This window comes from Micromonospora costi (assembly GCF_003626655.1).
Lineage (GTDB): Bacteria > Actinomycetota > Actinomycetes > Mycobacteriales > Micromonosporaceae > Micromonospora > Micromonospora costi.
Genome location: NZ_RBAN01000001.1, coordinates 817,249 through 832,332, shown reverse-complemented (window position 1 = coordinate 832,332; position 15,084 = coordinate 817,249). Strand labels below are relative to the sequence as shown.

The window sequence follows — 15,084 nt, the reverse complement described above, 5'->3', positions numbered from 1 at the left end:
GCGGGACGGCGACGAACGGGGATGTACGGAGGAAGGTCGATCAGCGATGCCTGCTCGTGCGATGTGTGGACGAGGATCACGCCGGGTCTGGTCGGCTCTGCGCGACCGGCGCTGACCGTGGGTACCGGTGAGCTGGCCGTCCGTTCGGGACGGCCGTCAGCATGATCGCCCTGCGCGTCTACCGCCTGCTGCCGTCCCCGCTGCGACGCCGGCTGGTCCAGATGCTCCCCGCGCACCGGCGGATCGGTCTCGTGCGCACGCTCGTCCGCCCGTCCGGCGGCGACACCCGGCATCCGATCGGGTCGCGGGTGACGGTCGACGACGGCGGGGTCCGTACGCGGGCCGAGGTGGTGGCCGCGGCCACGCCGCTGGAGATGTGGCACCGCAACCTGACGGCCGTCACCACGGCCCTCGACGCGGCGGGCGTCCGCTACCACTGCCTGCGCAACGACGACCACCTGCGCAGCACGGTGGCGGTCGTCGCCGACCAGCGGGACGCCGTCCGCGACGCCCTGGACTCGGCGCCGGCGCTGTCCGGCGCCGAGGTCCGCACCGTGAAGGTGCAGCCGGGCCGGCACCAGCCGGATCTCGCCCCGACCGAGGTGTTCCAGGTGTGGTTCCCGGTGACCGACCCGCGGGCGGGCCTGGTGCTGGGCTCCCGGTTCGCCTGCGAGATCGAGTTCTGGACGCGGGACGGCGACGTCGTTCGCGCGCCGCGCCACAACGCGGTCATCGACGAGACGCCCGTCGAGCCGGAGCCGGTCCGCGTCGCGGCGGCGCTGCTCAGCCACTTCGTGCCCGAGGCGGACGACCACACGTACGGCAGCCGTCGTGACCTCGCCGTCCGCGCCTTCGACCGGGTGGGCTTCCCCATCGACGCCGTCTACACCTGGGTGGACGGCTCGGACCCGGAATGGCGTGACCGCAAGAGGGCGGCGCTCGGCGAGGCCGGCGGTCCGCTGCACGCGGTGGCCGCGAACTCGTCGCGCTACCACAACCGCGACGAGCTGCGATACTCGCTGCGGTCGCTGCACAGCTTCGCGCCGTGGCTGCGGCGCATCTTCCTGGTCACCGACAGCCAACTGCCGAGCTGGCTCGACCCGCACCACCCGATGGTCACCGTCGTCTCCCACGCCGAGCTCTTCGCCGACCTCGGCGGGACGTCGTCGTTCAACTCGCACGCCATCGAGTCACGGTTGCACCGCATCGAGGGCCTGGCCGAGCACTTCCTCTACCTGAACGACGACGTCTTCCTGGGCCGGCCGCTGCTGCCGACCCACTTCTTCCACGCCAACGGGATCGCGAAGTTCTTCCCCTCGCCCGCCCAGTTCGGGCTGGGCGACGCGAGGCCCGACGACCTGCCGGTGAACGCGGCGGGGAAGAACAACCGGCGCCACATCCAGCGGCAGTTCGGCGTGACCATCACCCAGAAGATGAAGCACACGCCGTTCGCGCTGCGCCGCAGCATCATGTACCAGATCGAGCAGGTGCTCCAGGCCGACGTGACCGAGACGGCCCGGCACCGGTTCCGCCACCACGGCGACCTGTCCATCCCGTCCGCGCTGCACCAGTACTGGGCGTACCTCACGGCGCAGGCCGTGCCGGGCGACATCGAGTACGAGTACGCCGACCTCGGCCACCCGTCCACGCCCGCCCGCCTGGCCGACCTGCTGGCCCGCCGCCACCGCGACGTGTTCTGCCTCAACGACACCGACTCGGACGAGCGGTCCATGGCCGAGCAGGAGGCCATGCTGGCCGATTTCCTGCCGCGCTACCTGCCGTTCCCCGCGCCCTTCGAGCTGCCGGACGACGTGGTGGCCGAGCGCCGCAAGCTGGGGGCCACCGCGTTGTGGCGCCGCTCCTACCGGCCGATCCCGGGCACCCGCCGGGCCGCACCCATCGACGCGCCGACGCTGCCGAACAACATGCTCAACACGGTCACCGACTTCACGGCCGTGCGGCGCCCGGACGGCTGAGCGACGGCCGCGCCCGAAAGTCACCGAACCCCCCGTACCCATCGTCCAGTGGAGCCATTGTGGTGGTAGGCCCTGCCCCCCAGGTCACGATCATCGTCCCGGTCTACAACGTCGCGGACTACCTGCCCGAGACACTCGCGTCGATCGCCGCGCAGACCGTCTTCGCGCAGTGCCGCGTCATCCTCGTGGACGACGGCAGCACCGACGGGTCCGACCTGCTCGCCAAGCAGTTCGCCGCCGAGCACACCAACGTCACGGCGATCCAGCAGGAGAACAGCGGTCCCGGCGCCGCGCGGAACCGGGCGCTGGACACGGCCGACACCCCGTACGTGTCGTTCGTCGACTCCGACGACATCCTGCCGCCGCGCGCCATCGAGGTGATGCTCACGGCGATCGTGAAGCACAAGGCGAGCATCGCCATCGGCGACATGGACACCTTCCCGAAGCCCACCGCGTTCCTGTGGAAGAAGCCCTTCGGCAAGGGCGACCGGCTCCTGGAGACCGTGGTCGACGCTCCCGAACTGATCTTCGATGCAGGGCCCTGTCACAAGCTCTACGACCTCGCCCAGCTCCGCGAGCACGGCCTGCGGTTCCGCGAGGGGGTCCACTTCGAGGACGCCTTCCTTGCGATCCCGATGCTGCTCAAGGCGGAGCGGATCGCCCTCGTCGACGAGGTGGTCTACCAGTACCGCAAGCGGGACGCGGCCAGCTCGATCATGGACAACCTCTTCGTACGGACCCAGAACTTCTGGGACCACCTGGAGCTCTGCGAGACCCTCGCGGACCTCCGGCCGGAGCTGGACGTGTTCCGCCGCGAGGTGTTGGAGCGATTCCTGGTCCGCAGCTACCAGGGCTTCGCGATGCGCGCACACGCCGTGTTCGAGGAGGCCGACCTCTGGAAGATCTTCGAGAAGTGCACGAAGATCTACCACGACGTCGACCCGTCCTTCATCGCCCGGTGGACGCTGGACACCCGTCACCGGGTGGCCTACCTGGCCTTCAAGTCGTACGACTTCGAGCTGTTCGCGCGCCCGTGGGAGCGGCTACCAGGGGTCGTGGCCTGCGGCGGCGAGCTGCACCTCGACTATCCCGTCACCCCGGCGCTGCTGCCGCTGACCCGGGTGACCGCCGTCGGGGCGCGCCTGGAGCAGGTCCGGCTCTCGGCGTCCGGTGACGCGGTCAAGCTGTCCGGGCACATGGTGGTCAACGGTCTGCCGATGCGCAGCCCGATCCGTACGCCGATGGGGCTTCGGGTGCGCGGCAGCGGCCTGACGGTGCCGGTCACCCTGGAGCGCCGCGCCGATCTGAAGGCCGGCGACGACAACCGCGAGTGGAGCGGCTTCTCCGCGGAGATCCCCGCGGCCAAGCTGCGCAACGGCCAGCACAGCCTCCGCCTGGTGTTCATGACGGAGACCGGCCAGGCGTCCCGGCAGTGCCTGATCTCCGCCGCGTACCTGCGCGACGCCGCCGCGAAGCTGGCCGGCGACACCTGGATCCTGCCCACCTTCACCGCGCGGGAGAACGCGGAGCTGCTGGTCCAACGACAGGCTGGTGCGGCCGGGCGGCGGAAGTGGCAGAAGATGATGATCCGCAAGGACCTGCGCCACGCCGCCTCACGGCGCCCGTTCTGGAAGCACCGCCTGCTGCGGCTCGTCACCGCCCCGCTGATGGCCCGGCGTGACATCTGGCTGATCGGCGAGCGTAAGGACACGGCGCAGGACAACTCGTCCCACCTCTTCCGCCACCTTCGGACCGTGGAGCGTCGGCGGAACGTCTACTACCTGCTGACGAAGGACAGCCCGGACCGCCAGCGGCTGCGCGGGCTGGGCAACGTCGTCACGTACGACTCGTTCCGGCACAAGTTCCTGATGCTGCACGCCACCAAGTTGATCAACTCGTACGACATCGACGCCTACATGCTGCCGACCCGGTGGGAGCGGTCGCCCTTCCTCAAGCACCTGAACTGGCGCATCGGCTCGTCGCGGGTCTTCCTCCAGCACGGCGTCACCGAGAAGGACGTGAGCGCCGGCCTGCACCGAGGCCGGGGTGCCTTCGACCTCTTCGTGGCTTCGTCGCATCGCGAGGCCGAGTACATCTCGAAGGATCTTGACTACGGCGACATGGTGAAGACCACGGGTATGCCGCGGTTCGACGCGCTGACCCCCGACCGGGGCCGCCGGCGAATCCTGTTCATGCCCACCTGGCGCACCTACCTCGTGACCCCGTCGTACAACAGCGCGGCGCGGCCCCGGGTCGCCTTCCAGGGGTCGGCCTACCAGGTTTTCCTGTCCGAGTTGTTCGGCAGCGAGCGGCTACGGCAGGCGCTGCGCGAGCACGGGTACGTGCTGGAGTTCCTCCCGCACTACGAGATGCGCAGCCTGCTGACCGACGTCGTGCCGGCCGACGACTGCTTCGCGATGGCGGACCAGACGAGCCGGACCGTGCAGGATGCCCTGCGCCAGTGCGACCTCTTCATCACCGACTACTCCTCCACGGCGTTCGACGTCGCGTACGTCGGCACGCCGTTGATCTACGCACAGTTCGACGCCGAGGAGTTCTTCACCATCGGCGGGTACCGGAAGGGCTACTTCGAGGCGCGCGAGGACGGGTTCGGCCCGGTCTGCGAAACCGCGGAGGAGACGGTGGAGGCGATCGTCCGCTACCTCGAGAACGGGTGCGTACGCGAGGACGAGTACACGCGCCGTGTGGCGGACTTCTTCGCCGTCCAGGACCGGAACAACTGCCAGCGCGTGGCCACCGCCATCGCGGCGCTGCCGGGGCCGCAGCGGTGAGCCGCCCGCCCGTTCCGGCCCACCCGCGAGCGCCGCGGGCGGGTGACGCCGGAGGACGCGGATGACCGACGCAGGCCCAGGCCCGTCCAGGACCCCGAAGGCGTTGGCCGAGCCGTCGCGGCTCGTCGGCGTCTACCGCCGGGTGCTGAGCCCGCAGACCCGTCGGGCCATCGCCAAGAAGGTGAGCCCGCAGGCGCGGCACCAGCTGAAGCAGTGGGTGGCCCGCGCGTCCGTCGACGGGCAGTTGATGGGGCGCCGGGGGGAGCGGCTCGCGCGCCGGCAGCCGGAACTGCTGGCCGGCGGCGACCGCGCCGTGGTCGCCGCCGACCGCGGGCCCCGGGTGGCGCTGGTCCGGGCGGACGCCACGCCAGGTCGGGCGCGCGCGGGTAACCTTGCCGCCGTCACCGCGGCGCTCGACGAGGCGGGCGTGGCGTACTTCCGGGTCCGCGGCGGGTCGGACCGCTCGTCGGCGGTGGCCGTCGACGCCGCCGACCGGGACCGGGTGTACGCGGCCCTCGCGGCGGCCTGCGGCCGGGTCCCCGGGTACGTCGCGGCGCTGCGCCGCGGTGACCGGGCACCCCAGTCTCCGGCGCCGGGGTACGAGCCGCCGGTGTGGCGGCGCCTCGGCGAGGCCCCGGTCGTGCGGCTCACCTGGTACTGGACGGATCCCCGGCAACGGCTGGTGCTGGGCCAGGCGTACGGGTGCGACGTCGAGTTCTGGACGCGGCAGGGTGACGCGCTGGTGGCGCCGCGACGCAACCCGGTGGCCGAGCAGGTGGCCGCCACGGGGCCGTCCGTCGTGGTCTCCGAGTCGGTCTTCACGGGCCTGGTGCCCGCGACCGCGCCCGCGACGGCCCGCACCCGGCCGGAGTTCGCGGGGCGGCTCCCCGACGATGTCACCTTCCCGATCGACCTGGTCTACACGTGGGTGGACGGCACCGACCCGGACTGGCTGCGCCGCCGCGCGGAGGTGACCGGCATGCCGTACCACGCCGAGTCGGCGAGCGCGGCCCGCTTCCTCAGCCGGGACGAGCTGCGCTACTCGTTGCGCTCGGTGCACCTGTTCGCGCCCTGGGTGCGGCACATCTACCTGGTGACCGACGACCAGGTGCCGCCCTGGCTGGACCAGTCCGCGCCGGGGCTCCGGGTGGTCAGCCACCGTGAGATCTTCGCCGACCCGTCGGTGCTGCCGACCTACAACTCGCACGCCATCGAGAGCCAGCTGCACCACATCGACGGGCTCGCCGAGCACTTCCTGTACTTCAACGACGACGTGTTCCTCGGCACCGACGTCCTGCCCCGGGACTTCTTCCTGGCCAACGGGATCTCCCGGTTCTTCCCGTCACCGGCGCTGGTGCCGCCGGGCGCACCGGGCCCCGAGGACATCCCGTCGTCCGCGGCGGGGAAGAACAACCGGGCGCTGATCGCCGAGCGGTTCGGCACGGTGCTCAGCCGGAAGATGAAGCACATGCCGCACGCGCTGCGGCGCAGCGTGCTGTGGGAGATCGAGCGGGAGTTCCCGGACGCGCACCGCCGGACGGCGGCGAGCCGTTTCCGCAGCATGACGGACATCTCGATCGCCTCGTCGCTGCACCACTACTACGCCTTCCACACGGGGCGGGCGGTGCCGGGGGACCTGGAGTACACGATCGCCGAGCTGTCCCACCCGGACACGCCCGCCCGGTTGGCGCACCTGCTCGCCCGCCGGGACCGGCACGTCTTCTGCCTGAACGACGCGTTCTCCACCGAGGAGGACCTCGCGCGGCAGTTGACGATCATCACGCCGTTTCTGGACACCTACTTCCCGGTGCCCAGCCCCTGGGAGAAGGTCTGACCGGCGACCATCCGCGGTCCATGACGATGGCCGGCCGCGCCCTCCCCGGCTGCGACCGGCCACCGTGTCCACGGGGTCAGTAGTTGTAGCCGGAGTCGCCTGCGCCCGTGCTGTCCCCGCTGTCCGAGGGCGGGGCGACCGGCTTCGGGGTGCCCTTCGGCAGGCAGGTGAGGTTCTTCTTGCCGTCCGGGGCCACCACGAACCAGGTGCCGCTCACGCCCTGGCCCTTCCACTGGCCCGGCTTCTTGTCGCCGATGTAGCGGTACAGCGGCCAGCCGCCGAGGGTGAGCTGCCGGGTGCCGTCCTGGCGCGTGATGGTGCCGACCTTGTCGTCGGACACGCCGCTGAGCTGCGGGTCGCCGTCGGTCAGCGCGGGCGGCCAGATCTCCGCGCACGTGTCGACGCAGTTCGAGGCGGGCGGGTCGGCGGTGTCCTTGTCGAAGCGGTAGAGGATCCACCCTTCCTCGTCGGTGACGACCTTGCCCATCCGGGCCACCGTCTTGCCGACGAGCTTCTCGGTGAGGTCCACGTCGGCCGGGGGCGGGGCGTCGGCCGGGGGAGCCTCCGCCGACGCCTCGGGGTCCGCCGACGCGGTGGGTTCGGCCGCGGCGACGGCGACCGGCTCAGCCGCGCTCTGGTTCGCTCCGTCGTAGCCGGCGGGAGCGCAGGCCGTCAGGGCGACCATCGCGCCCGCCAGGATGACGGTCGTCCGCTTCATCTGTGCCACGTGCCCTCCTCGTATCTCGGCAGTTCACCCAGGAGTACGGGGAGTCGGGTGTCAAGGTTGAACCAATAACAGTGGTCAATTTCATAGGGATCGTTTGAACCGATCGGACGGCCCGTCCGTGTGCCCGTGCGCCGGTATCGTCGGCGCGTACGACAAATCGACGCCGGCCAGTGTCACTGGCCGGCGCCGACGGGACGGATCGGTGCTACGGCCGCACCGTGACCAGCGGGCTCGCCACCCCGTTCGCGTCCACCGACTGCACCTGGATCTGCTTGATGTCGCCCGGCTTCGCGGCCGTCGAGGCGGTCAGTTCGAGACCCTCGCTCCGGGTGTTCGTGCCGTATCCCGAGGCCGGCACGGACCAGGTGGAAATCACCTCGGAGGTCGAGTTCCTGCGCACCACCACGAGGCGGCAGGTGCGCGGCCCGGGCAGCCGCTTGAGGCTGAAATTGATCTGGGTGCCGTAGTCGCGGGCCAGGAGGAACATGGCCGCCTCCACACCGGTGGTGGGGTCCGTCGCGGCGATCTCGTCGCCCTCCACCTCGGTGCCGCCGATGCCCAACCCGGTCGGCGTCGGACCCGGCGTGGGCGGGTCGCCGAGGGGCGCCGTGAGGGTCGGCTCGGCGACGACCTCACGGCCCGCGGCGTCGCCGATGACGCTGGTGTATCCGATGCCGGTCAGGCCACCGAGCACCACCACCGCGGCCGCGGCGGCGAGCACCTGCCGGAACCGGGTGCGCCGCCGGTCTGCGCGGACCGCGGCCAGCGTACGGTCCAGCAGGCGCGGATCGGTGGCCGTCTGTTCCAGCGCGGTCATCGTCTCGCCGTCGATGTCCGACAGCATCCCGGCCACCGGCACCATCGTCTCCAGCTCGGCGGCGCACGCCCAGCAGGTGGCGAGGTGCTCCTCGAACCGCTCCGTGTCCTGCTCGTCGAGCACGCCGAGGGCGTACGCGGCGACGTCCATGTGGTCGGGCCGGCTCATTCCGTCACCCCCCGTTCCTGCAGAGCCGTGCGCAGCGCGCGCAGGGCGTAGTAGACCCGCGACTTCGCGGTGCCGAGCGGGAGCCCCAGCTCCTCGGCCGCCTCCGGCACGGTCCGCCCCCGGAAGTACGTGGCGACGAGGATCTCCCGGTGCGACTGGCTCAGCGTACGCAGCGCGTCCGCCACCGTCATCGTGCGCAGGACCCGTTCGGTGCTGTCCGCCTCGGCGAACGCGGTCAGGTCCCGGTCGTACGTCTCCGCCGGGCGGGCCTGCTCACTGCGGTGCTCGTCGATGGCGATGCGGCGGGCCACCGTGACCAGCCATGGCCGCAGCGACGTCTGCCCCTGCGCGCCGAGCCGGTGGGCGTTACGCCAGGCCCGCAGCAGCGTCTCCTGGACGATGTCCTCCGCGCGCTGCCGGTCACCCCCGGTCAGCCGCATGACGAAGGCCAGCAGCGGACCGGCGTGCTCCGCGTACAGCAGCCGTACCAACTGGTCGGAGTGGCTGGCCTCGGTGGACACCGCCTGGTGGCGCCCGGGCGCCGGTCGCGGCGTCACCGGGTCATTCTGGCGAGGCGTCGGGCGGGAGTCGACCCCCCGCCGGGCCGGCCGCGACTGGGACCGCGCGGACATCCAGTCCGCCCGCACCACATCGCCGTGCCAACCGGCCGCCACCGCGTGCATGCAGACCTCCGGGATGTCCAGTGACCACGACGGCCCACCCAGGCGGGCCGCCCGGTGGTACGCACCCGCGGCCCGAGCGGATCAACGATGGACGAAGAATTTTCGGCGTACCTGTCCCACTCTGTGTCGCCGGTCCCGGTCCCGGTCCCGGTCCCGGTCCCGGTCCCGGTCCCGGTCCCGGTCCCGGTCCCGGTCCCGGTCCCCGCGATCTTGCACTTGCTGCCCCGGCGAAAGCGGCGAAAGCCGCGAACCTGGGGCCGAAACTGCAAGATCGGCGGGACCCTGGGCTGGCGGGGTTCCGGGTCGGTGGGGCTCTGGGCCGGCGGGGCCTCGGTTCGGGCGGCCGTCAGCGGCCGGTGGAGAAGAGTCCCGGAGGCGGCGGGGTCGAGTCGGTGGCGTCGGCGTCGCGCACCACCGCCGCCCCACCGGCGAACCGGTCGAGGTCGGCGTCCGCAACCACCCGGCCCGGGAACCAGTCACCGGCGGCCCGGCGGGTCAGCTCCGGCACCGGCGGCTGCGTCCGGCCCGCCAGCAGCACGAGGTTGCCGTACCGCCGGCCGCGCAGCACGGCGGCGTCACCCACCACGGCGGCGTGGGGCAGCACCGACCGGACCGTGGCCACCTGCGCGCGGGCGTACCGCAGCGGTGGGCCGTCGGCCACGTTCGCCAGGTACCAGCCGGTTGGGCGCAGCACCCGCGCCACCTCGGCGGCGAACTCGACGGAGGTGAGGTGCGCCGGAGTGCGGGCGCCCGCGAAGACGTCCGCGATCACCACGTCGTAGCTGGCATCCCGGCTGCCCGCGACGACCTCCCGCGCGTCGGCGACCCGCACCCGCAGGCGCGGGTCGGCTGGCCAGGGCACCACCCGGCGCACCAGCTCCACCAGCGCGCCGTCCACCTCGGCGACCCGCTGCGTCGAGCCGGGCCGGGTCGCGGCCACGTACCGGGGCAACGTGAGCGCCCCGGCGCCGAGGTGCAGCACCCGCAGCGGCGCACCGGCGGGAGCGATCAGGTCGACCGCGGCGGCGAGCCGCCGCACGTACTCGAACTCCAGGTGGGTGGGGTCGGTGAGGTCCACGTGTGACTGGGGAGCGCCGTCGATCAGCAGGGTCCAGGCGCCCGCCCGGTCCCGGTCCGGGACCAGGTCCGCCCGCCCGGTCTGCACCTGCTCGACCACCCGGCCGTCCCCGCCCCGCCTGCGTCCCACACGCCCAGTATCCCGGCCGACGCTGGCGTGAGCGCGATGCGCCTGGCGTCGGTCGGCTCGCGCCGGCGGGCACCAGCCAAGATCGCGCACGATCGAGGAAGTAGTGGCCTCCACCTCGCTCCGAGGGGACTACTTCCTGGATCGAGCGCGATCATGCCGCGAGTGCGGGGCGCGGGGGCTGGGGTGTGGGTGCGGGGCGCGCGGGACAGAGCGCGGGTGCGTCCGCGAAGACCCGGCGCGCGCCGGACGTCAGCGGCGGGTGACGCCGGCCCGGGCGGCGGCCGCCAGTGCGCGGTGCAGCAGCCGCGCGTCGCCGAGCAGGGCGCGCAGCCGGCGCTCCAGCCCGGCGATCGGGATCAGGTTCTGCGGGGCCCGCGGATCCTTGTACGGCGTCGAGGCGAACCGGGGCAGCGTGACCAGCGACAGGTCGGCCAGCTCGACCGCGTCCCCGATGTCGAGGTCGGCCGAGCACTCCACTCGGACGATGCCCGCCCACGGAGCGCCGACCGCGACCGGCAGCCGTAGGTACCAGGACCAGCCGCCCCACGCGGTGCCGACCCGGAACACCGGCGAGCGCTGGCCGGCGGCCAGGCCGGTGACCACCGCGGTCAGCCGCGCGTCCAGGTACTGGCTGTGCTGGGTCTTGATGTAGCCCAGCGTGCGTGGCAGCTGCCGGCGGCTGCGCAACGGGCCGTCGACCACCAGCAGGTCCCCGTCGGTGCGGACCGCGTCGGAGACGGCCACCTCGAGCGCGGTCAGCGGGCCTTGAACGGCCGCCGGGAGCTTGGTCAGCTCGCCGGTGCCGCCCACCCGGTGCACGGGGTAGCGGACGCTGCCCGCCACGACGTCCTGCGCCGATGGGCTGGCCGTGAACAGGCCCCGGCCGACCCGGGTGCCGGCCAGCTGCGCGGCACCCCGCTCCAGGTCGCAGCGGACCACTCCGGCGGCGTACGAGGCCGCGAGGCCCGGGAAGGAGCCGCCGTCGTCCTCGGCCGTCCAGATGCTGGCGTCGATGCGGCGTACCCCGTCGACGAGCAGCACCACGGCCGGCGCGCGAACGCCGGGGCGTACGTCGATGGCCCGCCAGTCCGCGGCGGGCAGCTCCTCGTCGGTCTCGACCTGTGCGCTGCTCGGCGAGGCCGGACCGGTGGCGGACGCCTCGAACGAGGCGCCGTACGAGGGGTCCCACGCGTCGACGAAGAACCGCCCGCCGGGCGCCGTCACCGGCCGGTCCGTTCCACGCGGGCGGACCGGGCGTCCTTGCGTACCTCGAACCGCACCGGGATCCGTTCGGCCAGCGCCGGCACGTGCGTCACCACCCCGACCATCCGGTCGCCGCGGGCGGCCAGATTCTCCAGCGTGGCGGCGACCGTGTCGAGCGTGGCCGCGTCGAGCGTGCCGAAGCCCTCGTCCAGCACGATCGACTCCAGGCTCGCCGCGGTGGTGGACATGCCGGCGAGCTGCTCGGAGAGCGCGAGCGCCAGCGCCAGCGACGCCTGGAACGTCTCGCCGCCGGAGAGTGTCCGTACGCCCCGGCGCAGCCCGGCGTCGTGGTGGTCGACCACGAAGAACTCGCCCTTGTCGTGGACCAGGTCGTACTGGCCGCCGGACAGTTCCCGCAGGATGCGGGACGCGCCGTCGACCAGCAGGTCCAGTGCCTCGGCGAGGAGCCACCGCTCGAAGTTGTTGGCCCGCAGGTGCCCGGCCAGGGTGCGGGCCACCTGGGCGCGGCGCTCGTGACCGGCCCGCTGCTCGCGCAGCTCGGCGGCCTGTTCGCGTCGCTCCAGCAGCCGGCGCCGCTCGGCCTCGGCCCGCTCGACCGCCACCGTGGCGGCGCGCACCGGGTCGTCACCGGCCGGCAGGCCGGCGTCGGCGAGGAGGCCCGCGATACGGGCCTCCACCGCGGTCGCCGCCGCCTTCGCCTCGTCGACCGCGGCGGCCAGGCCGGCGCGGTCCGTCTCCCGTCGCCGCGCCTCGGCGCCCGCCCACCCGGCGAGCGTGGCCCAGGCGCCCGCGAGGTCGTCCCGGTCGGCCGCCGGGGGACCGAACCGGGCCAGGCCGTCGCGTGTGCCGTCGAAGCGCCGCCAGGCCGACCGCAGCCCTTCCTCGGCCGCGGCCACGGTGGCGCGGGCCCGCCTTGCGGCCTCCCGGCCGGCGCGGACCGCGGCCGTCGCCTCGTCGAGCACCCGCCGCAACCGGCCGTGCTCGGCGAGCCGCTCCCGCAGCGCCTCGGCGGTGGCCGCGCCGGCCAGCCGCTCGTCCAGCTCGGCGAGCCGGGACCGGAGCCCGTCGTGTTCGGCTCGGGCGCGCAGCAGCACGCGGTCCAGCTCGCGGGCGGCCGCGTCGCGTTCCTGCACGACCCGCTTGGCCGCCTCGCTCGCGGCCCGGGCGACCTTGCCCGCCTCGACTGCGCGGGCCACCGCGGAACCGGTCGGCACCGCGGGCACCGCCGGGACGACCTGCTCGCAGACCGGGCAGGCGTCCCCGTCGCTCAGGTGCGCCCGCAGCGCCGCCGCCTGGTCGGCGGCCTTCGCCTCCTCGTGGGCCCGGAAGGCCGCCGCCAGCTCCTCTTCGGCCCTCTCCGCCGCGTCCCGCGCCTCGGCCAGCGCCCGGGCGGCGGCGTCGTGCTCCACGGCGGCCGCGTCCATGGCCGCGCGGACCGCCTCCGCCTGGCCGGTCAGCTTCTCCCGATCGGCGTACGCCGTCAGCAGCAGCCGCAGCGCGCTCTCGTCGCCGGCGGCGGCCAGCTCGCCCCGGAGCTTCTCCTCCCGCTCCTCGGCCAGCGACACAGCCGTCGTCGCGGCCTCCGCCTCGGCCCGGGCGGCCGTCACGGCCCCGGCGACCTCGGCCACCCCGGCCGGCGCCCGCACCGCGTCCAGCACGGTCAACTCGGCGTCGAGGGCGTCGAGCGCCGCCGTCGCCTCCCGCGCCGCGGCCCGGGCCGCCTCCCGCTCGGGTACGGCGCCCGCCACCGCCTCGGCCAGCTCGCTCATCCGGTCGACCTGCGCGGTCACCCGATTGAGCGTCTCGTCGTCGACGTCGGTGAGCCCGGCGAGCAGCTGGTCGACCGCCTCCAGCTTCGCCTCGGCCTGGGCGGCGCGGGCGGTGGCCCGCTTCTGCACCTCCTCGTAGACGCCGAGGTCGAGCAGGTTGACCAGGATCTGCTGCCGGGTCGCCGGCTTGGCGTGCAGGAAGTCGGCGAACTGGCCCTGTGGCAGCACCACGCAGCTCGTGAACTGCTCGTACGGCAGCCCGACCGCCTCCAGCACCGCCTCGTCCATCTCGGCGGGCGTGCCGGCGACCACCTCACCCAGATCCTCCGGGCTGAGCCCCGTGTCCAGCTTGGTCACGTCGAACCCGGGCGGCATCAGCTGCAACCCCGCGTTGGCGGTCTTCACATTGCCCCGGCTGTCCCGCCGGACGACGCGGGTGGCCACGTAGCGTGCCCCGGCCGACTCGAACACCAGCCGCACCCGGGCCTCGGCCGCGGACGGGGCGAGCGCGTTGGTCAGCCCCCGCGTGCCGCCCCAGCGGGGGACGGTGCCGTAGAGGGCGAAGCAGATGGCGTCCAGCACCGTCGACTTGCCGGAGCCGGTGGGGCCGACCAGCGCGAAGAAGTCCGCGTCGGTGAAGTCGACGGTGGTCTCGTCCCGGAAGACGGTGAAGCCCGCCATGTCGAGCCGGATCGGTCGCATCAGTGGTCGACCTCCTCGAGGAGCTCGTCGAACAGCTCCTGTACGTCTTCGTCCGCGTGCCCACGGCCGGCCAGGTAGTCGGCGAAGAGGTCCCGCGGCGAGCGGCCGGAGCGCTGGGCGACCCGGGTGCCGCTGCCCGGCGCGGGCACCAGCTCCGGGTCGATCCGGATCTCCAGCGCCCGGGGCAGCAGCTCCTGCACCTCCTCGCGCAACCCGGCCCGGGGCTGCTCGCGCACGAATACCCGCAGCCACGCGTCCGGCTGCTCCATCTCGGCGAGCTGAGCGAGGGTGCCCCGGACGGTGCGCAGCGCCGCCGCGGCGGTCACCGGCACCTCGCGGACGCGGGCGGCGGTGCTCGCGGTGACCTCGACGATCGTCACCGACGGGACGTTCTCCTGCTCGCCGAAGTCGACGGCGAGCGGGCTGCCGCAGTAGCGGATCGGGCAGGGCCCGTCGACCCGCTGGGCCCGGTGCAGGTGGCCGAGCGCCACGTAGTGCGCGGTGGCCGGGAAGACGGTCGCGGGCACCGCGTAGCCGAGCACGGTGTGCGCGTCCCGCTCACCGCCGCCGGTGGCCGCGCCGGTGACCGTGAGGTGCGCCGTCACCAGGTGCACCCGGTCGGGTTCGGTGAAGCTCTCGGTGAGCCGGCCGAGCACCCGGCGCAGGTGGTCGGCGTACGTCTGCGTGGCCTCGGCGGCGGTCAACGCGTACATCTCGACGGCGCGGACCGCGTAGCGCTGCGAGAGGAACGGCAGCGCGGCGACCCGCCACCGCTCCCCGCCGGCGGTCACGCCGTCGATCACATGCTCGTCGGGATCCTCCCGCACGCCGCCGCGCAGGGTGATCCCGGCGGCCTCCGCCCAGGGCCGCAGGGCGTCCAGCGCCGCGCCGTTGTCGTGGTTGCCGCCGATCGCCACCACGTCCGCACCCGTGCGGCGCAGCGCGGTCAGCGCGCGGGTCACGAGCCGGGTCGCCTCCGGCGTGGGCGCGGCCGTGTCGTAGAGGTCACCGGCCACGATCACCAGGTCGGGGCGTTCGGCACGGGCGACCTCGATGACGCCGGCGAGCACCGCGGTGTGCTCCTCGGCCCGCGACCGCCCCTTGAGGACCTTGCCGACGTGCCAGTCGGAGGTGTGCAGGATCTTCACAGTGCCAACCTTCCGTTCGCGACCGCGCGGTTCGTAC

The 15,084-nt window shown here is 73.4% G+C and carries 10 protein-coding genes; 3 read left to right on the top strand and 7 right to left on the bottom strand.

What is annotated here, in order from left to right; translation table 11 throughout:
- The first annotated feature begins 161 nt into the window (after positions 1-161).
- From D7193_RS03750 to D7193_RS03740, 3 genes are all read left to right on the top strand, one after another.
- Positions 162-1,976: a stealth family protein gene (locus D7193_RS03750; protein WP_120777946.1), complete on the top strand. Its 1,815-nt coding sequence runs from the start codon at positions 162-164 to the stop codon at positions 1,974-1,976.
- A 62-nt stretch (positions 1,977-2,038) separates the two neighbouring features.
- The gene (locus tag D7193_RS03745; protein WP_206611846.1) at positions 2,039-4,768 is read left to right on the top strand and encodes a bifunctional glycosyltransferase/CDP-glycerol:glycerophosphate glycerophosphotransferase; all 2,730 of its coding nucleotides are present in this window, start codon (positions 2,039-2,041) and stop codon (positions 4,766-4,768) included.
- Between the two features lie 61 nt (positions 4,769-4,829).
- A complete protein-coding gene (locus D7193_RS03740) occupies positions 4,830-6,602 on the top strand; it encodes a stealth family protein (protein WP_120777944.1) in 1,773 nt (590 codons plus the stop codon).
- Between the two features lie 76 nt (positions 6,603-6,678).
- Here D7193_RS03740 and D7193_RS03735 read toward each other — a convergent pair whose 3' ends face one another.
- From D7193_RS03735 to D7193_RS03705, 7 genes are all read right to left on the bottom strand, one after another.
- Positions 6,679-7,329, bottom strand: coding sequence for a hypothetical protein (locus tag D7193_RS03735; protein WP_120777943.1), 651 nt, complete (start codon positions 7,327-7,329; stop codon positions 6,679-6,681).
- Between the two features lie 205 nt (positions 7,330-7,534).
- Positions 7,535-8,314: an anti-sigma factor family protein gene (locus D7193_RS03730; protein WP_120777942.1), complete on the bottom strand. Its 780-nt coding sequence runs from the start codon at positions 8,312-8,314 to the stop codon at positions 7,535-7,537.
- Complete coding sequence (locus D7193_RS03725; RefSeq protein WP_120777941.1) at positions 8,311-8,997, bottom strand: sigma-70 family RNA polymerase sigma factor; 687 nt, start codon at positions 8,995-8,997, stop codon at positions 8,311-8,313. The genes D7193_RS03730 and D7193_RS03725 overlap by 4 nt, the downstream gene beginning before the upstream one ends.
- Positions 8,998-9,343: 346 nt before the next feature.
- Positions 9,344-10,204: a spermidine synthase gene (locus D7193_RS03720; RefSeq protein ID WP_120777940.1), complete on the bottom strand. Its 861-nt coding sequence runs from the start codon at positions 10,202-10,204 to the stop codon at positions 9,344-9,346.
- 249 nt (positions 10,205-10,453) lie between these two features.
- Positions 10,454-11,428 (bottom strand): hypothetical protein, encoded by a 975-nt coding sequence (locus D7193_RS03715; protein WP_120777939.1) that lies wholly within the window; start codon positions 11,426-11,428, stop codon positions 10,454-10,456.
- Positions 11,425-13,899, bottom strand: coding sequence for an AAA family ATPase (locus tag D7193_RS03710; RefSeq protein WP_120777938.1), 2,475 nt, complete (start codon positions 13,897-13,899; stop codon positions 11,425-11,427). The genes D7193_RS03715 and D7193_RS03710 overlap by 4 nt, the downstream gene beginning before the upstream one ends.
- Positions 13,899-15,047, bottom strand: a complete 1,149-nt coding sequence (locus D7193_RS03705) for an exonuclease SbcCD subunit D (protein ID WP_120777937.1) — start codon at positions 15,045-15,047, stop codon at positions 13,899-13,901. The genes D7193_RS03710 and D7193_RS03705 overlap by 1 nt, the downstream gene beginning before the upstream one ends.
- Positions 15,048-15,084: the final 37 nt, after the last annotated feature.